This window comes from Bradyrhizobium sp. BR2003, assembly GCF_009720285.1.
Taxonomy (GTDB): Bacteria; Pseudomonadota; Alphaproteobacteria; order Rhizobiales; family Xanthobacteraceae; genus Bradyrhizobium; species Bradyrhizobium elkanii.
The window spans coordinates 45,068-67,461 of record NZ_SMYJ01000005.1; the positions used below are offsets into that span (position 1 = coordinate 45,068).

At 64.5% G+C, this 22,394-nt stretch carries 20 protein-coding genes; 13 read left to right on the forward strand and 7 right to left on the reverse strand.

All coding sequences use genetic code 11. The features are described from left to right. Positions 1-48: 48 nt before the first annotated feature. The 9 genes from E2I15_RS01030 (at position 49) to E2I15_RS01070 (ending at position 8,993) form a co-directional block, all read left to right on the forward strand. Positions 49-846: a hypothetical protein gene (locus tag E2I15_RS01030; RefSeq protein ID WP_155262157.1), complete on the forward strand. Its 798-nt coding sequence runs from the start codon at positions 49-51 to the stop codon at positions 844-846. Then, entirely contained in the window at positions 843-1,094 is a 252-nt protein-coding gene (locus tag E2I15_RS01035) for a hypothetical protein (protein WP_137478198.1), read from the forward strand. The genes E2I15_RS01030 and E2I15_RS01035 overlap by 4 nt, the downstream gene beginning before the upstream one ends. Before the next feature lie 218 nt (positions 1,095-1,312). Continuing rightward, a complete protein-coding gene (gene glpD, locus E2I15_RS01040) occupies positions 1,313-2,857 on the forward strand; it encodes a glycerol-3-phosphate dehydrogenase (RefSeq protein ID WP_137478197.1) in 1,545 nt (514 codons plus the stop codon). Next, a complete protein-coding gene (locus tag E2I15_RS01045; RefSeq protein WP_155262158.1) occupies positions 2,854-3,993 on the forward strand; it encodes an ABC transporter ATP-binding protein in 1,140 nt (379 codons plus the stop codon). The genes glpD and E2I15_RS01045 overlap by 4 nt, the downstream gene beginning before the upstream one ends. A gap of 12 nt (positions 3,994-4,005) precedes the next feature. Then, positions 4,006-5,091, forward strand: coding sequence for an ABC transporter ATP-binding protein (locus tag E2I15_RS01050; RefSeq protein WP_018273399.1), 1,086 nt, complete (start codon positions 4,006-4,008; stop codon positions 5,089-5,091). Next, positions 5,091-5,993 carry a carbohydrate ABC transporter permease gene (locus E2I15_RS01055; protein ID WP_137478195.1) on the forward strand — a complete coding sequence of 301 codons (903 nt, stop codon included), beginning with the start codon at positions 5,091-5,093 and terminating at the stop codon, positions 5,991-5,993. The genes E2I15_RS01050 and E2I15_RS01055 overlap by 1 nt, the downstream gene beginning before the upstream one ends. After that, positions 5,993-6,799 carry a carbohydrate ABC transporter permease gene (locus E2I15_RS01060; protein ID WP_028333212.1) on the forward strand — a complete coding sequence of 269 codons (807 nt, stop codon included), beginning with the start codon at positions 5,993-5,995 and terminating at the stop codon, positions 6,797-6,799. The genes E2I15_RS01055 and E2I15_RS01060 overlap by 1 nt, the downstream gene beginning before the upstream one ends. A 9-nt stretch (positions 6,800-6,808) precedes the next feature. Beyond that, the gene (locus E2I15_RS01065) at positions 6,809-7,135 is read left to right on the forward strand and encodes a DUF2160 domain-containing protein (protein ID WP_016846242.1); all 327 of its coding nucleotides are present in this window, start codon (positions 6,809-6,811) and stop codon (positions 7,133-7,135) included. A gap of 115 nt (positions 7,136-7,250) precedes the next feature. Beyond that, a complete protein-coding gene (locus tag E2I15_RS01070; RefSeq protein WP_016846243.1) occupies positions 7,251-8,993 on the forward strand; it encodes an ABC transporter substrate-binding protein in 1,743 nt (580 codons plus the stop codon). 212 nt (positions 8,994-9,205) lie between these two features. On the opposite strand, the gene E2I15_RS01075 is transcribed toward E2I15_RS01070, so the two are convergent. From E2I15_RS01075 to E2I15_RS01090, 4 genes are all read right to left on the reverse strand, one after another. After that, positions 9,206-10,309 (reverse strand): alkene reductase, encoded by a 1,104-nt coding sequence (locus tag E2I15_RS01075; protein ID WP_137478194.1) that lies wholly within the window; start codon positions 10,307-10,309, stop codon positions 9,206-9,208. A gap of 86 nt (positions 10,310-10,395) precedes the next feature. After that, entirely contained in the window at positions 10,396-11,256 is an 861-nt protein-coding gene (locus E2I15_RS01080; RefSeq protein ID WP_137478193.1) for an SDR family NAD(P)-dependent oxidoreductase, read from the reverse strand. A gap of 218 nt (positions 11,257-11,474) precedes the next feature. Then, the gene (locus tag E2I15_RS01085) at positions 11,475-11,978 is read right to left on the reverse strand and encodes a DUF1993 domain-containing protein (RefSeq protein ID WP_137478192.1); all 504 of its coding nucleotides are present in this window, start codon (positions 11,976-11,978) and stop codon (positions 11,475-11,477) included. A 260-nt stretch (positions 11,979-12,238) separates the two neighbouring features. Then, a complete protein-coding gene (locus E2I15_RS01090) occupies positions 12,239-13,585 on the reverse strand; it encodes a lytic murein transglycosylase (RefSeq protein ID WP_246667999.1) in 1,347 nt (448 codons plus the stop codon). 185 nt (positions 13,586-13,770) lie between these two features. On the opposite strand from E2I15_RS01090, the gene E2I15_RS01095 reads away from it, so the two are divergent. Together E2I15_RS01095 and htpX are read left to right on the forward strand one after the other, a co-directional pair. Further along, positions 13,771-15,420 carry an ATP-binding protein gene (locus E2I15_RS01095; RefSeq protein WP_137478191.1) on the forward strand — a complete coding sequence of 550 codons (1,650 nt, stop codon included), beginning with the start codon at positions 13,771-13,773 and terminating at the stop codon, positions 15,418-15,420. 215 nt (positions 15,421-15,635) lie between these two features. Next, a complete protein-coding gene (gene htpX / locus E2I15_RS01100; RefSeq protein ID WP_137478190.1) occupies positions 15,636-16,568 on the forward strand; it encodes a zinc metalloprotease HtpX in 933 nt (310 codons plus the stop codon). A 204-nt stretch (positions 16,569-16,772) separates the two neighbouring features. Here htpX and E2I15_RS01105 read toward each other — a convergent pair whose 3' ends face one another. Then, on the reverse strand, positions 16,773-17,723 hold the full coding sequence (locus tag E2I15_RS01105) for an aldo/keto reductase (protein WP_137478189.1): 951 nt from the start codon (positions 17,721-17,723) through the stop codon (positions 16,773-16,775). Positions 17,724-18,104: 381 nt separating this feature from the next. Between E2I15_RS01105 and E2I15_RS01110 the strand changes: the two genes are divergently transcribed. After that, positions 18,105-18,440, forward strand: a complete 336-nt coding sequence (locus E2I15_RS01110) for a GYD domain-containing protein (RefSeq protein ID WP_137478188.1) — start codon at positions 18,105-18,107, stop codon at positions 18,438-18,440. Between the two features lie 563 nt (positions 18,441-19,003). On the opposite strand, the gene E2I15_RS01115 is transcribed toward E2I15_RS01110, so the two are convergent. Together E2I15_RS01115 and E2I15_RS01120 are read right to left on the reverse strand one after the other, a co-directional pair. Further along, complete coding sequence (locus tag E2I15_RS01115; RefSeq protein WP_137478187.1) at positions 19,004-20,257, reverse strand: Spy/CpxP family protein refolding chaperone; 1,254 nt, start codon at positions 20,255-20,257, stop codon at positions 19,004-19,006. A gap of 464 nt (positions 20,258-20,721) precedes the next feature. After that, a complete protein-coding gene (locus tag E2I15_RS01120) occupies positions 20,722-22,164 on the reverse strand; it encodes a helix-turn-helix domain-containing protein (RefSeq protein WP_137478186.1) in 1,443 nt (480 codons plus the stop codon). Here E2I15_RS01120 and E2I15_RS01125 point away from each other — a divergent pair. Continuing rightward, positions 22,163-22,393, forward strand: coding sequence for a hypothetical protein (locus tag E2I15_RS01125; protein WP_137478185.1), 231 nt, complete (start codon positions 22,163-22,165; stop codon positions 22,391-22,393). The two genes, E2I15_RS01120 and E2I15_RS01125, sit on opposite strands and share 2 nt — an antisense overlap. Position 22,394 lies beyond the last annotated feature (1 nt).

The window sequence follows — 22,394 nt, forward strand, 5'->3', positions numbered from 1 at the left end:
GGATGCCTTTCGGCGGCTGCTGTAGCCTTCCGGAGGTGGAGCGGTTCGTTGGTCAGCACGCAATTCAAGATCGTCACGGCATTGGGCATGGCGGCGATGTTCGGCATCGTCTCGTTTGTCCTTGGCTTTAACGTCGCATCCGCGTGCGCGACGGCGCTGGCCGGCGGTGTTTCTGCGCTTGTGGTCATGCGCGCGTTCGATGGTGAGACCCGGCCGCCGTCGCGTAGCGTCCGTGCCGATATCTTTCGCTTCGGCAGCGGGAATCGCCCGGCCTGGCTTTCGGAACTGGAACAGCAGAACGGTCGTGGCAGGAAGCTGCTCTACGGACTGTCGCGGATATTCTTTTCGGGATCGCTGTGTCAGCGCATCGCGAGCGGAGCCTTCTTCGTGCAGTCGGCAATTGGCCTGGTGGCGGTCGTCGTGTTCTGGCTTGGGCAGGCGATGGGTTTTGAGATGCGAGTATTCGCAATCCCGCCGTTCGGGAGCCTGTTTGCAGATGGCATCCCGATGTCGGCTGAAGCGATCGCGCGGGTGAGGTTCGAGCATCTCTTCCTGCCGCTGGTCTCGCTCTACGCCGTCACGTTTTCCCTGTTCCTGGTTGCTTTGCTTGGCGATCTCACGATCATCCTGCGCGATTGGCGAGAGCAGTGGAAGTATCTCACGATGCCGCTGTTCTGCTTTGCATTCTGGGCACTCCTGGCGCACCGAAAATCATCGGGATATAGCGGTCTGCAAGTTGCGCTCGGCGGCGGACACCTGTGGGCCTATGTCGCGGTCTTCGTGTTCTTTCCGCTTTTCTTTCTCGTGCTGTCGGCGTCGCTGCCAGGCAATCGGGCGATCCGATGAACAGGGATCGCGCGGTCGGGCGAATCTATCTCCGCTTCGCCCTCAAATGGTATGCGATCCTTTTCGTCGCGTCGTTGGTCTTCTACGTCCTGTTCGCCAGCGGCCATACATTCGTCGCATCGACCGGTGTGCTTTTGCTCGCCGTCTACTTTGTGCGCGACGGCCGAGCTTGCGCCAAGCGGGCAGGCGGTGAAGTTCGCCGTACCTACGATCCCGAAAAGGCTCTGTCGGAATTGCGCGTCGGATGATCGCCGTGAAGTCCCTGATCGTCCGCCATCGCCTCGCCTGACGTCACCCCAAGCGTCGCCCGTCCGTCCTCCCCAAAAGCCCTGACAGCGAGCACTCCGCCCAAAGAATCCGCAGCAAAGGTTCCCCGTTTTCACTTTGCTTTCGTTTTTGGTTGTGATTTACTACAATCCGAAAGTAAAACCGTCAAAGCGAAGGCGGTTGCCGGGGGAAGCGTTCTTTGGATCGAATTTACGACCTCGCCATCATTGGAGGCGGCGTTAATGGCTGCGGCATCGCGCGCGATGCGGCGGGCCGGGGTAACTCTGTTTTCCTCTGTGAAATGAACGACTTGGCCAGCGGGACGTCGTCCTGGTCGACCAAGCTCGTGCATGGCGGTCTGCGCTATCTCGAATATTACGAGTTTCGTCTGGTGCGCGAGGCGCTGATCGAGCGCGAAATCCTCTGGCAGATCGCGCCCCACATCATTCGGCCGCTGCGTTTCGTTTTGCCGCACCATGCCGGCCTGCGCCCGGCCTGGCTGCTGCGGCTCGGCCTCTTCCTCTATGACCATATCGGCGGCCGGCATTTGCTGCCGGCGACGCGCTCGGTCGATCTGACGCGCGACGTGGTCGGCAAGCCGCTGATTCCGGGCCGCTACACCAAGGGCTTCGAATATTCCGACTGCTTCGTCGACGACGCCCGGCTGGTGGCGCTGACCGCGCGCGATGCCGCCGATCGCGGCGCCGAGATCCGCACCCGCACCCGCGCGGTCGAGATCAGGCAGGTCGACGGCGTCTGGCACGTCACGGTCGAGGACAGTGTCACAGGTGCCCGCGACACGATCCAGTCACGCGTGCTGGTCAATGCCGGTGGTCCCTGGGTCGAACAGGTCCTGGCCTCGGGCGCCGGCGTCAACGCGCGCGCCAAGGTGCGCCTGGTGCAGGGCTCGCACATCGTGGTGCCGAAGCTCTACGACCACGACCGTGCCTACATCTTCCAGAATGCCGACGGCCGCATCATCTTCGTCATTCCCTATCAGGACGACTTCTCGCTGATCGGCACCACCGATCGCGACTATGACGGCGATCCGGCCAAGGTGAAGGCGACGCAGGAGGAAATCGAATATCTCTGCGCATCCGCCAGCGCGTATCTCGCCAAGCCGGTGAAGCCCGAGGACGTGGTCTGGAATTACTCCGGCGTGCGTCCGCTCTATGACGACGGCGCGAGCGAAGCCAAGGCCGCGACCCGCGACTATGTGTTCGAGCTCGATACGCCCGACGGTGCGCCGCTACTGTCGATCTATGGCGGCAAGATCACGACCTATCGCCGCCTCTCCGAAGAGGCGCTCGAGCGGCTGTCGCCGTATCTCCGCGGCACAAAGGCGCAGGAGGGCTGGACCGGCAAGGCGCCGCTGCCCGGCGGCGACATGGATGTATCCGCGGTCGCGGCGCTGAGCGCCGAACTGATCCGCAACTATCCGTTTCTCGCGCAATCGCACGCCAATCGTCTCGCCCATGCCTATGGCACGCGCGCCAGCAAAGTCTTGGGCGACGCAACATCGATGGCCGATCTCGGCCGCTCCTTCGGCGCCACCTTGACGGAAAGCGAAGTCAGGTACCTGATGGCGAACGAATGGGCTCGGACTGCGGACGATGTCGTCTGGCGACGATCCAAGCTGGGCTTGCGGATGACGGCGGGTGAAATCGCCGCGCTCGACGAGTGGATGCTCGCCAACCGCGTGTCCGGTGAACGTCCCCTCCGCGAAGCGGGAGGACGGGCATGAGCGTCACACTACAGAATGTCACGCGAACCGTGGATGGCATTCCGACCATCCGCGATGTGTCGCTGACGCTGGAGCGTGGCACGCTGAGCGTGCTGCTGGGGCCGACGCTGTCGGGCAAGACCTCGATCATGCGGCTGCTCGCCGGCCTCGACAAGCCGACCACCGGCCGCGTGCTGGTCGACGGCAAGGACGTCACCGGCGCCGACGTGCGGCAGCGTTCGGTCGCGATGGTCTATCAGCAGTTCATCAACTATCCCTCGCTGACGGTCTACGAGAACATCGCCTCGCCGCTGCGCGTGCAGGGCAAGCCGCGCGCCGAAATCGAGCGGCGGGTGGCGGAAGCGGCCAGCCTGTTGCGGCTCGAGCCGTTCCTGAAGCGCACGCCGCTGCAACTCTCCGGCGGCCAGCAGCAGCGTACCGCGATCGCGCGGGCACTGGTCAAGGGCGCCGACCTCGTGCTGCTCGACGAGCCGCTCGCCAATCTCGACTACAAGCTGCGCGAGGAGCTGCGCGCCGAGTTGCCGCGCATCTTCGAGGCCTCCGGCGCGATCTTCGTCTATGCCACCACCGAACCGTCGGAGGCGCTGCTGCTCGGCGGCGACACGGTCTGCATGTGGCAGGGCAAGGCGCTGCAAACCGGCGCGACGCCGAAGGTCTACCGCCATCCCGACACGCTGCGCGTCGCGCAGGTGTTTTCCGATCCGCCGCTCAACATCATCGGCATCGAGAAGAAGGGCGCGCAAGTGATCTATGCCGGCGGCGAGCTGGCGCCCGCTGCCGGCCTCTATGCCAATCTGCCCGACGGCGCCTACCGGACCGGTTTCCGCGCGCACCAGCTCGAGGTCGGGAATGTCGCGGCCGGCCGCCACAAATTTTCCGCCGCGGTGACGGTGACGGAGATCACCGGGTCGGAGAGCTTTGTTCATGTCCATGTCCACGGCTCGAACTGGGTCGCGGTGCTGCACGGCGTGCACGAATATGAACCCGGGCAGGTGCTCGACGCCGCGCTCGATCCCGACAACATCTTCGTGTTCGACGCGGCCGACCGCCTCGTCGCGTCGCCCGCGACCGCGTTTTCGGGTAACGCGCATCGCAGTGCGCGTGCAGCAAACGCGTCAGCCGGCAACGGCAAGTGAGGGAGATGCTTCATGGCCCGCATTGACCTCGTCGATCTCGCGCACTCCTACGGCGGCAACGACGCGCCGCAGGAATCCTTTGCGCTGAAGCCGGTCACCATGACCTGGCGGCAGGGCGGCGCCTATGCGCTGCTCGGGCCGTCCGGCTGCGGCAAGACCACGCTGCTCAACCTGATCTCCGGCATCGTGACGCCGTCGCGGGGAAAGATCCTGTTCGACGGCCGTGACATCACGCCGCTGTCGACGCAGAAGCGCAACATCGCGCAGGTGTTCCAGTTCCCGGTGATCTACGACACGATGACGGTCGGCCAGAACCTGGCCTTCCCGCTGAAGAATCGCGGCGTCGCGAAGGCCGAGGTCGACGCGCGCGTCAGGCAGATCGCCGACCTGCTCGACCTCACGCCCTATCTGAAACGCAAGGCGACGCGGCTCACAGCCGACGCCAAGCAGAAGATCTCGCTCGGCCGCGGCCTGGTGCGGTCCGACGTCGCGGCCGTCCTGTTCGACGAACCGCTGACGGTGATCGATCCCGAGCTGAAGTGGCAGCTTCGTTCCAAGCTGAAGGCGCTGCACCGCGAGCTCGACCTCACGATGATTTACGTCACCCACGACCAGACCGAGGCGCTGACCTTCGCCGATACCGTCGTCGTGATGCATGATGGCCGGGTAGTGCAGAGCGGCACGCCGGCCGAATTGTTCGACAAGCCGGCGCACACCTTCGTCGGTTACTTCATCGGCTCGCCCGGCATGAACATCGTGCCCGCCGAGGTCAGTGGTCACGAGGCGCGGATCGACGGCCATGTCATCGGCCTGCATCGAAATTATGGTGTGCTGCCTGCGGGCAAGAAGATCGAGATCGGCGTGCGTCCGGAATTTGTCGATGTCGCGGCGCCGGCGTCAGGGCTGCTGTCGGCCACCATCGAGCGGATCGACGATCTCGGACGCATCCAGTTCGCCCGCGTGCGGGTCGGCGATACCAAGTTCGCCGCGCGCGTGCCGCCGGGTTTCTCGGTCTCCGGCAACACCGCCGGGCTGATCTTCAATCCCGCGCATGTCCACGTCTATGCCGACAGCCATTTGGTGGAGGGGGTCGCCTGATGGATAAGACGATCAACCAAAAAGCCTGGTTCCTGGTGCTGCCGGTGTTCCTGGTGGTGGCGTTCTCGGCGGTGCTGCCGCTGATGACCGTCGTGAACTATTCGATGCAGGACACCTTCGGCAACAACCAGTTCTTCTGGAACGGCGTCGGCTGGTTCAAGGAGCTGCTCGATCCCTCGACCGATCTCGGCGGCCGCTTCCTGGCTTCGCTCGGCCGTAACCTGTTCTTCTCGGCCGTGATCCTCGCGATCGAGGTGCCGCTCGGCATCATCGTCGCGTTGTCGATGCCGCGGGAGGGCTGGAGCGTCGCGGCTTGCCTCGTCATCCTCGCCTTGCCGCTGCTGATTCCGTGGAACGTGGTCGGCACCATCTGGCAGATCTTCGGCCGGCCCGATATCGGCCTGCTCGGCTATGTGCTGAACCACCTCGGCCTCAACTACAATTACGTGTCCAATGAGGTCGACGCCTGGATCACCGTCATCGTGATGGACGTCTGGCACTGGACCAGCCTCGTCGCGCTGCTGTGCTATGCCGGTCTGAAGTCGATCCCCGACGCCTATTACCAGGCGGCGCAGATCGACGGCGCCTCGCGCTGGGCGGTGTTCAAGGCGATCCAGCTGCCGAAGATGAACCGCGTGCTGCTGATCGCGGTGCTGCTGCGCTTCATGGACAGTTTCATGATCTACACCGAGCCGTTCGTGGTCACCGGCGGCGGCCCCGGCAACTCCACCACCTTCGTCTCGATCGAGCTCGTCAAGATCGCGCTCGGCCAGTTCGATCTCGGCAAGGCCGCGGCGCTGTCGCTGGTCTACAATTTGATCATCCTGATCGTGTGCTGGGTGTTCTACACCGTGATGGTCAATGCCGGATCCGAGCGTCCGGCCAAGGAAGGAGCGGCGTGATGCATTCGATCCCCGGCCGCCGCCTGATCATGGCGCTGTTTTTGATCTTCCTGCTGTTGCCGATCTACTGGCTCGTCAACATGAGCTTCAAGACCAACGCCGAGATCGTCTCGACGATGACGCTGTGGCCGCACACGCCGACACTGCAGCACTACAAGCGCATCTTCACCGACGAGAGCTGGTATTCGGGCTACATCAATTCACTCGAATACGTCGTGCTCAACACCATCATCTCGATCGCGGTGGCGTTGCCCGCGGCCTATGCGTTCTCGCGCTATCGCTTCCTCGGCGACAAACATCTGTTCTTCTGGCTGCTGTCGAACCGCATGGCGCCGGCGGCGGTCTACGCGCTGCCGTTCTTCAACCTCTATTCGGCGATCGGCCTGTTCGATACGCCGTGGGCGGTCGCGCTCGCGCACTGCATCTTCAACGTGCCGCTGGCGGTGTGGATCCTCGAAGGCTTCGTCTCCGGCGTGCCGCGCGAGATCGACGAGACCGCCTTCCTCGACGGCTATTCGTTCCCGCGCTTCTTCATCAAGATCCTGGTGCCGCTGATCGCGAGCGGCATCGGCGTCGCCGCCTTCTTCTGCTTCATGTTCTCCTGGGTCGAGCTGCTGCTGGCGCGCACGCTGACCTCGGTTCAGGCCAAGCCGATCGCGGCGATCATGACGCGCACGGTCTCGGCGGCCGGCATGGACTGGGGCCTGCTTGCCGCCGCCGGCGTGCTCACCATCATTCCGGGCGCGCTGGTGATCTGGTTCGTCCGCAACTACATCGCGCGCGGCTTCGCGCTCGGCCGGGTCTAGGAGGCGATCATGGAATCCATCGCATGGATGGCCTGGACGCTGCCGACCGCGATCTTCTTCGTGCTGCTGGCCTCGACGCTCGGCGTGATGACCTGGCTCGCGGCGGTCTATCCCGAGGCCGAGCGGGTCGGCGTGCTGCGCATCCCGACCACGCGCGGCGATCGTTTGTTCATTTCGCTGGTGCTGGCGGCGGTGATCCACCTGGTGTGGATCGGCCTCGTCGGCACCGATCCGATCCTCACCCTGCCGATCGGCGAGGGTGTGGAAATTTCGAGCCTGTGGCTCGCAACGCTGATTTCGCTTCTTTCAGCCGTGGCGATCTTTCGCACCGTCTGACGAAAGCGAAGAAGAGCAGATCCGGGGTCTACCCGGGCCTGGGGTTTTGTTTGTCGCTGCAAACGGAGGAATCATAATGCGACATTTGAGAACGACAAAGGATAGTCTTTTGACTATGACCAGCGCCGCCGCGCTGATCGCGGCCTCGCTCGCGGTCGCCACGCCGGCCCGCGCCGCCGACGATGCCGTGATCCAGAAGTGGATCGCGGAATTCCAGCCCTCGACGCTGTCGAAGGAAGACCAGAAGAAGGAGCTCGAGTGGTTCGCCAAGGCCGCCGAACCCTTCAAGGGCATGGAGATCAACGTCGTCTCGGAAACGATCACGACGCACGAATATGAATCGCAGACGCTGGCCAAGGCGTTCTCCGAACTGACCGGCATCAAGCTCAAGCACGACATCATCCAGGAAGGTGACGTCGTCGAGAAGCTGCAGACCCAGATGCAGTCGGGCAAGAACGTCTATGACGGCTGGATCAACGACTCCGACCTGATCGGAACCCACTTCCGCTACGGCCAGACCATCATCCTATCGGACTACATGAAGGGTGAGGGCAAGGACGTCACCGACCCGATGCTCGACGTCGACGACTTCATCGGCAAGTCGTTCACCACGGCGCCGGACGGCAAGCTCTACCAGCTGCCCGACCAGCAGTTCGCGAACCTCTACTGGTTCCGCTACGACTGGTTCACCAACCCCGAGTACAAGGCCAAGTTCAAGGCCAAGTATGGCTACGAGCTCGGCGTGCCCGTGAACTGGTCGGCCTATGAGGATATCGCCGAGTTCTTCACCAATGACATCAAGGAGATCAACGGCGTCAAGATCTACGGTCATATGGACTATGGCAAGAAGGATCCTTCGCTCGGCTGGCGGTTCACCGACGCCTGGCTGTCGATGGCCGGCAACGGCGACAAGGGTATCCCGAACGGCCTGCCGGTCGACGAGTGGGGCATCCGCATGGAAGGCTGTCGCCCGGTCGGGTCCTCGGTCGAGCGCGGTGGCGACACCAACGGCCCGGCCGCGGTCTACTCGATCACCAAATATCTCGACTGGCTGAAGAAGTATGCCCCGCCGCAGGCCCAGGGCATGACCTTCTCGGAAGCAGGTCCGGTGCCGGCGCAGGGCAACATCGCCCAGCAGATGTTCTGGTACACCGCCTTCACCGCCGACATGGTGAAGCCGGGCATCGCCGTGATGAACGCGGACGGTACGCCGAAGTGGCGTATGGCTCCGTCGCCGCACGGAGCTTACTGGAAGGAAGGCATGAAGCTCGGCTATCAGGACGCCGGCTCCGTGACGCTCCTGAAGTCGACCCCGCCGGATCGCCGCAAGGCAGCCTGGCTCTATCTGCAGTTCATCATCTCCAAGTCGGTGTCGCTGAAGAAGAGCCATGTCGGTCTCACCTTCATCCGTGAGTCCGATATCTGGGACAAGTCGTTCACCGAGCGTGCGCCGAAGCTCGGCGGCCTGATCGAGTTCTACCGCTCGCCCGCGCGCGTGCAGTGGACCCCGACCGGCAACAACGTGCCCGACTATCCGAAGCTCGCGCAGCTGTGGTGGCAGAACATCGGCGATGCGTCGTCCGGTACCAAGACGCCGCAGCAGGCGATGGACGCGCTGGCCGCGGCCCAGGATTCGGTGATGGAGCGTCTTGAGAAGTCCGGTGTGCAGGGCGCCTGCGGACCGAAGCTGAACAAGAAGGAATCCGCCGAGTTCTGGTACAAGAAGGCCGAGAAGGACGGCACCATCGCTCCGCAGCGCAAGCTCGCGAACGAGAAGCCGAAGGGCGAGACGATCGACTACGACACGCTGATCAAGTCGTGGCCGGCCAACCCGCCGAAGCGCGCCGAAGCGAAGTAAGGCGTACCAGCCCACGCCATCCGAAGACGACGAAAGGCCGGGAGCGATCCCGGCCTTTTTGTTTTCTGACCTCGCCCCGCCTGCGGGGAGAGGTCGGATTGCGAAGCAATCCGGGTGAGGGGGCTCTCCGCATATCCGTCTCTCGAATTTGTGGAGAGAGCCCCTCACCCCGACCCTCTCCCCGTAAGGACGGAGAGAGGGAGCGTACCACCCTACACCGCCGCCTCGGTCGCCTTCAGCGTCGGATAGTCGGTGTAGCCCTTGGCGCCGCCGCCGTAGAAGGTTGCCTTGTCCCACTCGCTGAGCGGCGCGCTGGCCTTGAGCCGCTCGACCAGGTCGGGGTTGGAGATGAACGGCTTGCCGAACGCGATCAGGTCGGCCGCGCCGGCCTCCAGCACTTGCTCCGCCAGCGCGAAATCGTAGCCGTTGTTGGCGACATAGGCCTGCTTGAAGCGCTTGCGCAGCGAGGCGTAGTCGAACGGCGCGATGTCGCGCGGGCCGCCGGTCGCGCCCTCGACGACGTGGAGATAGGTCAGCTTCAGCGCACTGAGTTGGTCGACGATGTAGTCGAACAGCGCTTGCGGATTGGAGTCGGTGATGTCGTTGGCCGGCGTCACCGGCGAGATCCGGATGCCGGTCCGATCCGCGCCGGCCTCGATGGCGACCGCCTTGGACACGTCCAGCATCAGCTTGGCGCGGTTTTCGATTCCGCCGCCATAGGCGTCGGTGCGCTTGTTGGTGCCGTCGCGGGCGAACTGGTCGAGCAAATAGCCGTTGGCCCCGTGGATCTCGACGCCGTCGAAGCCGGCCGCCAGCGCATTCGCCGTGCCGCGCTTGAAGTCCTCGATGATCCCGGGAATTTCCGACAGTTCGAGCGCGCGCGGCTCGGACACGTCGGCGAAGGTGCCGTTGACGAATGTCTTGCCCTTGGCCCGGATCGCGCTCGGCGCCACCGGCGCGCCGCCATTCGGCTGCAGCGAGGTGTGTGAGATGCGGCCGACATGCCAGAGCTGGATGAAGATGCGGCCGCCGCGCTCATGCACGCGATCGGTGACCTTGCGCCAGCCCTCGACCTGTTCCTTCGAATAGATGCCGGGCGTGTCCTGATAGCCCTGGCCCTGCTGGGAGACCTGGCTCGCCTCGGTGATCAGAAGGCCGGCGGAGGCGCGCTGGCCGTAATAGTCCACCGCGAGCGGGCTCGGCACCATGCCGGGCGGCACCGCGCGGTTGCGCGTCAGCGGCGCCATCACCAGGCGGTTCGGCAGCGTCAGCGGGCCGAGCTTGTAGGGCTCGAGAAGTTTGGTCGATTGGCTCATATGAAATGTTCCAGAGAATGGATGATGAGGGAGAATTGTGCATTGCCGCGACGAGCGCAATGCCCGAGGCATTCGCGCTCCGCAGGCTAGCTGCGCACAATTCCGCCCATGTGGCCGGCATCGAGGAACAAGGTGTGCGCGTTCACGTAGGAGGATTCATTCGAAATCAGGAACAGCGCAGTATAGGCGACCTCCCAGCCAGTGCCCTGGCGGCCGAAAGGCACTGTCAGGGCGCGATCCGATCGCCTGCGGCTGGCATCGCGGCCCATCGGCGTGTCCATGAAGCCGGGCGCGATCACATTGCAGCGAATGCCCTTGTCCTCGCCGGCACGCGCGATCGCGCGCCCCAGCGCGATCTGCGCCGCCTTGGAGGATTCATAGGCCGGGTTGCGGCCACCGGCGCGCTGGCTCGCCATTGAGGAGATCAGGATGATCGCGCCGCCCGGTGCCATCACCTCCAGCGCCTTTTGCGCGAACAGCATGTGGCTGCGCACATTGACGGCGTAGTCGCGGTCCCAGGCTTCGGCCGTCATCTTGGGCAGCGACAGGCCGGACGAGATGCCGACATTCAGCGCCAGCCCGTCGAGCCCGCCGAGCCTTTGCGCGCAGCGTTCGACCGCGGGCGCGATCGCCGCGACGTCGGAAACATCGACCACGTCGGTGAAGGCCTCGCCGCCTTCCTTGGTGATCTGCGTGACGGTGTCGTCGGCGGCGTCCTTGTTGACGTCGAGGCAGGCGACCGACGCGCCCTCGCGCGCGAACAGCACGCTCATGGCGCGGCCGTTGCCGATCGGCGGCGCTTCATCCACGGTCGTGCGCTGTCCCGCGCCGACCACGAGGATGCGCCGCCCGGCGAGGCGGCCGTGGTTCTTCGCCAGTCCGAGCGCTTCGGCATGCAGCGAGGCGGACGGATCGATGGCTTTCGGTGCGTGGGTTGTGGTCGACATGGCGTGCTCCCTGACGTCTTGTTGTTGTCAGGGAGCAGTAGCACGGTCCGGCATGCGAGGCGACGTGTCGCGCCGAAGCCTTGGCGAAGGTGGAAAATCCCGCGCCGGGGAATTTGGTCGTGCCGCCGTCATTCCGGGGCGTCCGAAGGACGAACCCGGAATCTCGAGATTCCGGGTCTGCGCCTAACGGCGCATCCCGGAATGACGCGCGAAGCGCGTCAGCTGACGCCGAGGAAATCGCGCTTGCCGATCTCGACGCCGTTGTGGCGCAGGATGTCGTGCGCGGTCACGGCGTGGAAGTAGAAGTTCGGGAACGAGAACGCGCTGAGGAATTGCTGGCCCTTCAGGGTCATTGTGCGATCGGGGCCGATCGGGAAGGTGACGTCCCGGGCGTCGGCGCCGTCGAACTGCGCCGGCTTGAACGACTTCACATAGTCGATGGTCTTGGCGAGCCGCTGCTTCAGTTCACCGAAGCTCTTCTCGGTGTCGGGCGTCGACGGCACCTCGCTATGGGTCAGCCGCGCGCAGCCGCGTGCGGCGTGATCGCAAACCAGCTGCACCTGCTTGGTCAGCGGCAGCATGTCGGGATAGAGCCGCGATCCCAGCAGCACTTCGGGCGCGACCTTCTTGGCCTCGCAATGCGCCTCGGCCTTGGTCAGCTCGCCGGTGAGGCTGTTGAGGATCTGCAGGTAGGCGGGGACGACGGCGTCATGAAAGGACATGTGATGCTCCCTGTTCTGATGAAAATCCGGATGTTACCGAACGGCGATGCTGCAAATGGGGCGGCAAGGGGAAGAATACAACTGCAGGGAGCAGTAACACTTGGTCAAATATTTTCCGGGGCTCCGGACATTGATCCGTCATCCTGAGGTACGAGCGCAGCGAGCCTCGAAGGATGTACGGCCCGGCTCTTGGCCGTCGACCCTTCGAGGCTCGCTCCGCTCGCACCTCAGTGTGACGGGGAGAGCGAGCGGCACCCGCTTTAGCGCGTCCCCGGTACCGCGGCGTCGGCCGCCGGCTGCGTCCGACCGCCGCCGCGCATCCGCGCCAGGAGCTCCGCGGTCGGCCAGGAATCCGCCGGCAGGCCGTATTTCATCTGCATCGCCTTCACCGCGCTGCGGCTTGCTTGGCCGAGCACGCCGTCGATCTTGCCGACGTCGTAGCCGGCACGCGCCAGCAATCCCTGCAACTCCTTGATCTCGCCAAACGGCAGCTGCGCGACTGGCGCGTGCGGCCGCTGCATCGGCGGCGCGCCCGCGATGCGGCCGGCGAGATAGCCGGCGGTGGTGGAATAGATCAGCGAGTTGTTCCATTCGGTGTAGGCGGCGAAGTTCGCATAGGCGAGGAACGCCGGACCCATCCGGCCCATCGGCAGCAGCAGCGAGGCCGGCATCTCGTCATTGGCGAGCGGTTTGCCATCGGTCGAGGTAACGCCGAGCGACACCCATTTCGAGCGCGGCAGCTTGATGGTGAGGTCGGCCTGGTCCCAAGGGAAATTTGTCGCCTGCGGCACGCGCACCTCCTGCAGCCACGGCTCGCCGCGCCGCCACTTCAATCCGGTGGCGATGTAGTTCGCGGTCGAGCCGATCACGTCGGGGCCGCTTTGCAGGAGATTGCGGTGGCCGTCGCCGTCGTAATCGACCGCGTAGTTGAAATAGTGCGTCGGCAAGAATTGCGTCTGGCCGAGCTCGCCGGCCCATGAGCCGATCATCTCGTCGGGCGTCAGGTCGCCGCGCTCGATGATCTTCAGCGCAGCGATGGTCTCGCTCTGGAACATCTCGGAGCGGCGGCAATCATAGGCCAGCGACACCAGCGATTTCAGCGTCGGCAAATTGCCCATCTGCACGCCGAAATCGCTCTCCAGTCCCCAGAACGCGGCGATCACCGCCGGCGGCACGCCATACTCCTTCTCGGCGCGCGCGAACGCGGCTGCATAGGTCCGGATGTATTGCTGGCCCTGCTGCATGCGATAGTTCGCGGCCATGCGGCCGGCGAACTGGGTGAAGATCTGCCCGAACACGCGCTGGCCGCGGTCGCGGTTGACGATGCCCTGGTCGTAGACCAGGTAGGGCGCGGCCTCCGCGATCGTGCGCTGCGAGACGCCGGCGGCGACCGCCTTCTGCTTCAGCTCGGCGAGGAAGCGATCGAAGTTTTGCCCGTTGTGGCAGGACGCAGCCCGCGGCGAGGCGACGGCGGCCGGGCGCGGCTTGACTGGCGCGGGATTCAAGGGGCCGGGCAGCGGCTGCTGCGCCGAGGCCAGGGTAGAGAGCGCCAGCGCCCCCGCGATCGCTGCGATCATGATCGGGGCGCGGAGGGGAGAGGCTGGCATCGATGTCACCGGCTGGAAAAAAGAGGAATTGAAGCCCGATCTGCATACACCAGGGCGACACCGGGCAACAACGGGGGTGCCGCTCTTAGACCAATTGGGCTTCGGCAGGGGAACACGCCGCCGCTATGATCGGCGGGTGATTCGCGGGCAGGGTGTCGGCGGATCGATCACGCCCGGAGGGACCCATGTGGAGTTTTCTCGAGCGTCTCTTGGATTCGTCGACGTTTTCGCCGCACGGCATCTGCCTGTTGTGGGAGCCGGAGCTGATCTGGCTCCACGTGATTTCAGACGCGATCATTGCCGCTTCGTATTTCTCGATCCCGTTTGCGCTGGCGATCCTCGTCTCCAAGCGGCGCGATTTCCAGTTCGGCTGGATGGCCTGGCCGTTCGCCGCGTTCATCCTCGCCTGCGGCCTCACCCACGTGTTCTCGATCTACACGCTGTGGGTGCCGATCTACGGTCTCGAGGGCCTGCTCAAGGCGCTCACCGCTGTCGCCTCGATCTTCACCGCCGTGCTGCTCTGGCCGCTGATCCCGCGGATCCTCGCGATCCCGACCGAAGAGCAGTTGCGCGAGGCTCATGTCGCGCTCGCCGAGGAGGGGTGGCAGCGCCAGCGCTCGGAATTCCTGCTCGAGCGTTTCCGCGAGGCCGAGGCCAATGAGAGCAAGATCCGCCAGGCGCAGAAGATGGAAGCGGTCGGCCAGCTCACCGGCGGCATCGCGCACGACTTCAACAACATCCTCACCGTCATCACCGGCACGATCGACATCCTGGCCGAGGCTGTCACCCACAACCGCCAGCTCACCGAGATCACCTCGCTGATCCGCGACGCCGCCGAGCGCGGCGCATCGCTGACGCGGCATCTGCTCGCCTTCGCGCGCAAGCAGCCGCTGCAGCCGAGCGACGTCGACGTCAACGCGTTGATGGTCGATACCATCGAGCTGCTGCGGCCGACCATCGGCGACCATGTCGACATCGATTTTCGCTCCGCACCCGATCTGCCGCGCGCACTGGTCGATGGCAACCAGCTCGTCACCGCGATCATCAACCTTGCGCTCAACGCGCGCGACGCGATGCCGAAGGGCGGCCGGCTGACGATCGAGACCCGCACCGCCGAGCTCAAGCCATCGGACGTGAACGGCCATGACGGGCTTGCCGCCGGCGACTATGTCGCGATCGCGCTGACCGACAACGGCCGGGGCATTGCGGAAGCCGATCTTGCCAAGGTGTTCGAGCCGTTCTTCACCACCAAGGACGTCGGCAAGGGCACCGGGCTCGGGCTGAGCATGGTCTACGGCTTCGTCAGGCAATCCAACGGCCACGTCGTGCTCGACAGCGAGGTCGGTCGCGGCACCAGGGTGATACTCTATCTGCCGCGCGCGGCGGTGGTCTCACCGGCAGTGCCCGAGCGGCGGCAGCCGGACGCGCGCGGCGCGCGGGAAATCGTGCTCGTCGTCGAGGACGACAAGCTGGTGCGCTCTTATGTGCTGACCCAGATCGAGAGCCTCGGCTACACCACGCTGTCGGCCAACAACGGCCGCGAAGCCCTTGCTGTGCTCGACAGCGGCGCGCCGATCGATCTTTTGTTCACCGACGTCATCATGCCCGGCGCGATGAACGGGCGCGACCTCGCCACCGAGGCGCAGAGGCGCCGCCCCGGTCTGCGTGTGCTGTTCACGTCGGGCTATACCGATGACGCCATCGACCAGGACGGCAAGCTCGAGCAGGGCATCCTGTTCCTGGCAAAGCCCTACAGCCGCGCCGAGCTCGCACGCATGTTGCGCGTCGCGCTGCGCGAGGACGAGGCGGTGATCGCGCAGGAGCCGGCGGAGTAGTAGCCCGGATGCAGCGAAGCGCAATCCGGGGCAGCTTCTCCGCGGTGAGATAGTCCCGGATTACGCATCCGGGCCACGGATTGCGACACATAACCAATCGTTAACCCCCGCCGCGTCGCTGCGACGCACTGGTTCCCCTTGCGGCTTCAGCGGCAAAATCCCTACCTCAGCGGCGTCAGTTGTGGCAGCATTCCATCTGCCGTCAGGGAACCACGATGAACTATCTTCGCACCGCGCTCCTGCTTGCCGGCCTCACCGCCCTGTTCATGGGGGTCGGCTATCTGATCGGCGGCGGCACCGGCGCCGTGATCGCGCTGATGGTCGCGGCTGCGACAAATCTGTTCACCTACTGGAATTCCGATCGCATGGTGCTGTCGATGTACGGCGCCCATCAGGTCGATGCGAGCTCGGCGCCCGAACTCTACAATCTCGTCGCCGAGCTGGCGCAGCGTGCCGCTCTCCCGATGCCGCGCGTCTTCGTGATGGACGAGGCGCAGCCGAATGCATTCGCGACCGGCCGCAATCCGGAGAATGCGGCGGTCGCCGTCACCACGGGCCTGATGCAGCAGCTCAGCCGCGAGGAGCTGGCCGGCGTGATTGCGCATGAGCTTGCTCATATCAAGCATCACGACACGCTGACCATGACGATCACGGCGACGATCGCCGGTGCGATTTCGATGCTGGCGCAGTTCGGCATGTTCTTCGGCGGCAATCGCAACAACAACGGCCCCGGCATTGTCGGCTCGATCGCGATGATGATCCTGGCGCCGCTCGGCGCCATGCTGGTGCAGATGGCGATCAGCCGCACCCGCGAATACGCCGCCGACAATTATGGCGCGCGCATCGTCGGCCAGCCGATGTGGCTTGCCTCCGCGCTCGCGAAAATCGAGAACGCCGCGCATCAGGTGCCGAACATGGAGGCCGAGCGCAATCCGGCCACCGCGCACATGTTCATCATCAACCCGCTGTCGGGCCACGGCGTCGACAACCTGTTCGCGACCCACCCCTCGACCGCGAACCGCATCGCCGCGCTGCAGCAGCTCGCCGCCGAGCTCGGCACCCAGACCGCGCCGCGCCCGGCCGGTGGAAGCTATCCGCCGCGCAGCCCGTGGGGCGGATCGTCCGGCCAGCGCGGACCGTGGGGATAGGCGAGGTGAGGCGGGATTGAACGGCAGCCGCGAAGGCGGTGTGCTCCCTCGCCCCGTTCTTAACTGGAGAGGGTTGGGGTGAGGGACTGTTTCCGCAGATCCGGCGATAGCTGCATTCGCGGAGGCTCCCCCTCACCCGGAACGCATCTAGCGATGCGTTCCGACCTCTCCCCGCACGCGGGGCGAGATGAAGTGGAGCCGCTGCTACGCGCTCGCGGCGTCCAGCCGTTCGACCTGGTCCTTGCTCAACTCTAGTTTGGTCGCCGCGACCAGCGTTGCGACCTGCTCGGGCCTGGTGGCGCTGGCAATCGGCGCGGTGACCGAGGGTTTTGCCATCAGCCAGGCGAGCGCGACCGCGGCCGGCTCGGCGCGGGTTTCCGCGGCGATCTCGTCGAGACCGGCCAGGATGCGCATGCCGCGCGGGTTCATGTATTTTGGAATGCTGCGTGCACCGCGCGGGCTCTTGGCGAAGTCGCTCTCCGAGCGATATTTGCCGGTCAAAAATCCTGCGGCGAGCGAGAAGAACGTGATCACGCCGACGTCGTTCGCCTCGCAGACGCGTTGCAGCGCGCCTTCGTAGCTTGAGCGCTCCGCCAGGCTGTATTCAGGCTGCATGCTCTCGTAGCGCGGCAGCCCGTTTGCCTTGGCAATATCGAGCGCACTCTGGAGCCGCTCCGCCGAGAAGTTCGAGGCGCCGATCGCCCTGATCTTGCCGGCCTTGATCAGCTTGTCGTAGGCCGCGAGCGTCTCTTCCTGCGGCGTCGTCTCATCATCCTTGTGAGACTGGTAGAGATCGATGAAATCGGTCTGCAGCCGCCGCAGCGAATCCTCGACGCCGCGCGCGATGTAGTCCGCCTTCAGTCCGACATTGCCGTCTCCCATGTCCATGCCGACCTTGGTGGCAAGGATGACGCGGTTGCGGTTGCCGCGCGCCTTCATCCATTTGCCGATGATGGTCTCGGATTCGCCGCCGCTGTGGCCCGGCACCCAGCGTGAATAGACATCCGCCGTATCCAGGAAGGTCAGCCCCTGATCGAGCACGGTGTCGAGCAGGCGAAACGACGACGTCTCGTCCACGGTCCAGCCGAATACATTGCAGCCGAAGCAAAGGGGAGGAACAGTGAGGCCGGAGCGGCCGAGCGCGCGATGCTTCATGAGTTTTCTTTCGCTTGTTCTTGATGGCAGGCGCCGGACACTGAGGCAGATCGCCCTTGTTTGCAAGGCGTTGTGTCTGTCGCATGATGTGAGGCAAAGGTGCGGGTGAGGTCGGGGTTGGTCGTGGACACACCATGCTCGCTCGTGTGTCAGGCAGGCTGCCCCACAGTGCCGCCTCGATAGAGCGCGATTTCATTTGCCGGATATTTGGTGTAGATTGCGCGGCGAGCTGCCACCGGTTGCGCCGAAATCCGGGAAATGAGCGGCAGCGCGACTGGCCATCGGCAGGCCATTTCTTCTCATTTTCCAGTACGTAATGCTCTGCCTGGGCCGCACGCCCGGGTGAATGTTTTTTCATTCTAGCCAAACGGAGCGATTGCCATGCATTTCTGCTTCTCTGGTGAATACACCCCGCGTTCCCTGAACAACATCATGGAAAACCCCACGACCAATCGGCTTGAGGCCGCGAAGAAGTTGATCGAGGCCGCCGGCGGCAAACTGATTTCGATGTACAGCACGGCGACCGATGGCCCCGGCGTGATGGTGATCTTCGACGTGCCGGATCCGAGCTTCGCGCCTGCGATCAGCGGCGTGGTCGTGGCGGCCGGTGCCATGCAGAATGTGCGGCTGATCCGGCTCTTTACCCAGGACGAGATCAAGGTGGTGCGTCAGCACGCGACCAAGCTCAAGGCTGCCTACACGCCGCCTGGCGGGTAGCAGGCCGAGCGATCCAGAACGGCGCAGATTGATCTGATGGCCGGTGTCACTCTCGCGCGGCGGCGCCTGCCGGCGTCGCGCGCGAAGGCGGGGGCCGTTGTGCGCCGCTGATCCGGGGCGTCAACGGATGGGCATTAGCTCAGGCGGATGTCCCGGCTACGTGCATGCCGGCCACAGCCCCGGCCGGTTGTGCCGTCGCATGACGTCCGCCGCCTCGCTCGGCCTCCGCTTCGGCATGACGAGCGCAGTACGCGCTAAGGCGCGATGAGATCAGGGCGTGTACTCATGAATTCTTCGCGTCCGCTTTGATCTCGGACGCTGACGTCGAGGCCGACATCGCCGTATGTCGGCCTTGGGCCAATAAGCGACAGAAGTTCAGTTGACTACGTGCGGGCCTCAAAGTTCATGCCGAACGGCGTCTCGGTCGCGCGACGGAACTGCTTAGAGCCCGCCCCGATAACGCATGCTCGCATGTCCAGCCCTTCTTGGCGGACGACTAACAAATGCGACAGGGGATACGAAGTATCGCCTTGGCCGATCAGCGCCGCTTGGGGATGGAAAAATCACACCCCCCGCTTCTTCGGACCTAGCCCCTCGAACTGCGTCTTCTGCTCGTCACTCAGGTTCCAATGGAAATCGTCGACCGCGTCGTTCACGCTGATGATCGCCTCTCGCATCGCTTCCAACCGCGCTTTTGCGGCCTTAAGGCGGGCCGGCGGGGTGAGCGCGTCCTTTGGCGGGCATGGGTTCAAGGCTTCCATGGTGACCATCGTGGTGTCCTGCACCACTTCGAGCGCGGCGCGTTGCGTATCGTTCAGTTTCAGGCTGGCGGCGATGTCGTCGAGGGGCCATTGCTGGGCGACGAGCTGACGGTATTGCTTTTCGGCCTGTTGCTCGTCCTGCGGCTCACGGCTCGCCTGGCAGGCGGCGTCCTGCATCTCCTTTAGCTTCGCGGCCGCAGCGTTAGCGCGGCGGTCGCGTTCGGGCGTGTTGAGCTGGGCCTTCTGTTCATCGCTTAGGAGATCGTAGAATTTTTGAAATGGCGGCATAACGGTCGCAACTGCGCTCAGCATCGCGTTGACGCGGCTCTGCATGGCCGCGAACCGCTCCAGCGCGGTGGTTGCGGCCTGTGCTGGACAGGAAGCGCGGATGGTGTTGCCGGCGGAAATCCAGGCGTTCGCGAGCTCGTCGAAGGCTGCGCGCTGCGCCTCGTTCGCCGCGACCGCCAGGCCGATCCGCTCGAGGGGAAGGCCGGTCGTTTCGGCGGTGTCGCCGCTACAGAGTTCCTGCACGGAGGGCGCTTTGCGATGCCGCCTCCCGGCGGGGCGCTCGGCCGCAAACGCTGAGAGATCGCTCGCAGCGTAAGGCGAGAAGATCGCGGCGTAGAGATCGCCGTAGCCATAGGCCCAGAAGCCGCTGCCATCATTGAGAAGCGCGTAATCATAGAGATCGCTATAGGCAAACGGCCAGAAGAGCGGACCGACCCAGCCGTATGAACCGTCGGAGTGCTGCCACCAGCCTTGCGCAGCTCGGCCGCCCTGCCAGCCGGCCAGCGCGGCGACGGCAGTGAGCTGCGCGCGCTCACTCGGGCCGATCGACTCGGCGGCAGGGCGAAGATCTTGCGGTCTTAGAGCAGCCATGCGGACGCGGCTGTGGCGCGCCGCCATGCGTGCGTGGCGGAGACCTGCGACCGACAGCACGCCGGCCATCGCGAAGCGCGCGACACTCACGGGGCCGCCAACGCGCAGGCGGAAACCCGCCTCGGCCGTGCTCGGCAGCGCTCCCAGAACGCCCATTGCAACGCCGGCCGCAGCCATTCCAAGGCGGGACTTTGACATGATCTCTCCCTCGGTCTCTCCCTTGGCTTCCCTCCACGGCGGCCAGGCCGCATCGCGTCACAAATATGACTCGCAGCGGAACCGAAAGTTCCCCCCGCCGTTTTCATTGGATGGACCTGCGGTCAGGTCATGACGTCAGCGGATTAGCCGCGTCGAGTACACGCGCTGGGTCGAATCGTCATCGCGCTTTAGTTTGGTGTTTGATCCGCGCAAACGCGTTGTCGCGAGGGAAAACCGCTTCGCACTTTTCCGGATCATGCTTTAGCACGCGTCGTCCTCGGTCGAATCCTCCTCCGTTTTCGGCGGCCAGGCGCCGCGCCGGACCAGCGCCTCGTGCAGGAGATGTGCACGCTGTTCGTCGCGCCCGATGGCAAGGTGGTCGAGGGCCGGATCAGCAAGGACGGCTGGTGCAAGGCCTTTGCCGCGGTCGATTGATCCTTCACTCACAACTCCCGCGCATTCGAGAACGCGAACGAGGACACGCGCCGCGTCGTCTCGTCCAGGATCAGGGTGCGCGTGATCGGCGGCTCGGCGCGCTGGCTGCAATTCTCGCGCTCGCAAAGCCGGCAGTTGACGCCGATCGGCGTGCCTTCGACCTTTTCCAGATCCATGCCGGTGGCATAGACGAGTTTTGCCGCATGACGGATCTCGCAGCCGAGCCCGATCGCAAAGCGGGGCTGCGGCTGCGGGTAGGGCGCCACCGGCCGGCGCACCATCTGCGCGATCGAGAAATAGCGCGTGCCGTCCGGCAATTCGATCACTTGGCTGAGCAGGCGATCCGGCATGTCGAAGGTCGAGTGCACGTTCCAGAGCGGGCAGGTGCCGCCGAACTTGGAGAACGGGAAGGTGCCGGAGGAAAATCGCTTCGACACGTTGCCGGCATTGTCGACGCGGAGCAGGAAGAACGGCACGCCGCGCGCGTTCGGCCGTTGCAGCGTGGTGAGGCGGTGGCAGACCTGCTCGAAGCCGGCGTTGAAACGCTGCGCCAGTACATGGACGTCGTAGCTCAAGGCTTCGGCTGCGGAATGAAACGCCTGATACGGCATCATCGCGGCGGCTGCGAAGTAGTTTGCGAGCGTGATGCGGTAGAGCCGGCGCGCAGTGTCGTCGAACGGGCCGGCGCGGCTGACGATGGCGTCGATCGCGGCGCCGCACTCGACAAAGCCGATCTGCAGCGCAAGCTGGAAGCTGCGGCCTGAGCTGTCGACCAGTTCGGAGATCAAGAGCTGCCGGCGGTGCCGATCGAAACGGCGCAGCGTCTCGCGCATCACGTCGACCGGCATCACGCGGGTCAGAATCGAATGCTTTTCGCGGAGGCGCGTGGTCAGCGCCGTGAACAGGCCTTCGGTCGGCACGTTGAGCTCGTCGCGCAGATTCTCCGCGGCGGTCTCGAGCTCCGGAAAATAGTTGCGGTTGGCCTCGATCAGGTCGCGCACCCGCTCGATCGGATTGGCGTCGAATTGCGAGCCTTCGCGGTCGGCCATCTGCGCCGCCACCAGCGTCTCGCCGCGGCGCGCTTCGGTGTAGGCGGCATAGAGCCGCTGCAGCGCATGCGTCACGCCGGGGCAGAGCTCGGCGAGGTCGCGCAGCTCCTGCTTCGGCAGGTCGATCTGGCGGAACAGGGGATCGGAGAAGATCTCGTTGAGTTCCGCGAAGAAGCGGTCCTCGTCGGCGGTGGCGAGGTCGCGCAAGTCGAGGTCGTAGGTCTCGGCCAGCCGCAGCAGGATCTGCGCCGTCACCGGGCGCTGGTTGCGCTCGATCAGGTTGATGTAGGAGGGCGAGATGCCGAGCCCCTCGGCGATCTGGGTCTGCGACAGCCCCAATTGCTGGCGGATCCGCCGGAAGCGCGGACCGACGAACAGCTTCTTTCCGGACTCACCGGGCATGGCAGGCTTCCTGACCTATATTGTGACAAAATTTACAAATCGACATTTATTACAAGTTCAGATGTTACATGACATCACAAATAAAAAACAAGGCGTCTATACGAACTTTGCGTTTTCGCGTTTATCTCCTGACACGCAATTCGCAATGCTCTGTCAAGAATGTCGATCCGGCGAGCAGGTTGCGGAGATCAGGTGCAGGCGGCTGGGCAAAGGCAGCCCGATTTTTTGAA

What these genes read in the sequence shown, in the direction of transcription:
- E2I15_RS01065 (WP_016846242.1), top strand. Translation starts at nt 6,809, where the DNA reads ATGGAATCCATCGCATGGATGGCCTGGACGCTGCCGACCGCGATCTTC.
- E2I15_RS01110 (WP_137478188.1), top strand. Translation starts at nt 18,105, where the DNA reads ATGCATTTCTGCTTCTCTGGTGAATACACCCCGCGTTCCCTGAACAAC.
- E2I15_RS01090 (WP_246667999.1), bottom strand. Translation starts at nt 13,585, where the DNA reads ATGCCAGCCTCTCCCCTCCGCGCCCCGATCATGATCGCAGCGATCGCG.
- E2I15_RS01070 (WP_016846243.1), top strand. Translation starts at nt 7,251, where the DNA reads ATGACCAGCGCCGCCGCGCTGATCGCGGCCTCGCTCGCGGTCGCCACG.
- E2I15_RS01095 (WP_137478191.1), top strand. Translation starts at nt 13,771, where the DNA reads ATGTGGAGTTTTCTCGAGCGTCTCTTGGATTCGTCGACGTTTTCGCCG.
- E2I15_RS01105 (WP_137478189.1), bottom strand. Translation starts at nt 17,723, where the DNA reads ATGAAGCATCGCGCGCTCGGCCGCTCCGGCCTCACTGTTCCTCCCCTT.
- E2I15_RS01045 (WP_155262158.1), top strand. Translation starts at nt 2,854, where the DNA reads ATGAGCGTCACACTACAGAATGTCACGCGAACCGTGGATGGCATTCCG.
- E2I15_RS01125 (WP_137478185.1), top strand. Translation starts at nt 22,163, where the DNA reads ATGGCAGGCTTCCTGACCTATATTGTGACAAAATTTACAAATCGACAT.
- E2I15_RS01080 (WP_137478193.1), bottom strand. Translation starts at nt 11,256, where the DNA reads ATGTCGACCACAACCCACGCACCGAAAGCCATCGATCCGTCCGCCTCG.
- E2I15_RS01120 (WP_137478186.1), bottom strand. Translation starts at nt 22,164, where the DNA reads ATGCCCGGTGAGTCCGGAAAGAAGCTGTTCGTCGGTCCGCGCTTCCGG.
- E2I15_RS01050 (WP_018273399.1), top strand. Translation starts at nt 4,006, where the DNA reads ATGGCCCGCATTGACCTCGTCGATCTCGCGCACTCCTACGGCGGCAAC.
- E2I15_RS01075 (WP_137478194.1), bottom strand. Translation starts at nt 10,309, where the DNA reads ATGAGCCAATCGACCAAACTTCTCGAGCCCTACAAGCTCGGCCCGCTG.
- E2I15_RS01060 (WP_028333212.1), top strand. Translation starts at nt 5,993, where the DNA reads ATGCATTCGATCCCCGGCCGCCGCCTGATCATGGCGCTGTTTTTGATC.
- htpX (WP_137478190.1), top strand. Translation starts at nt 15,636, where the DNA reads ATGAACTATCTTCGCACCGCGCTCCTGCTTGCCGGCCTCACCGCCCTG.
- E2I15_RS01115 (WP_137478187.1), bottom strand. Translation starts at nt 20,257, where the DNA reads ATGGCTGCGGCCGGCGTTGCAATGGGCGTTCTGGGAGCGCTGCCGAGC.
- E2I15_RS01035 (WP_137478198.1), top strand. Translation starts at nt 843, where the DNA reads ATGAACAGGGATCGCGCGGTCGGGCGAATCTATCTCCGCTTCGCCCTC.
- E2I15_RS01085 (WP_137478192.1), bottom strand. Translation starts at nt 11,978, where the DNA reads ATGTCCTTTCATGACGCCGTCGTCCCCGCCTACCTGCAGATCCTCAAC.
- E2I15_RS01055 (WP_137478195.1), top strand. Translation starts at nt 5,091, where the DNA reads ATGGATAAGACGATCAACCAAAAAGCCTGGTTCCTGGTGCTGCCGGTG.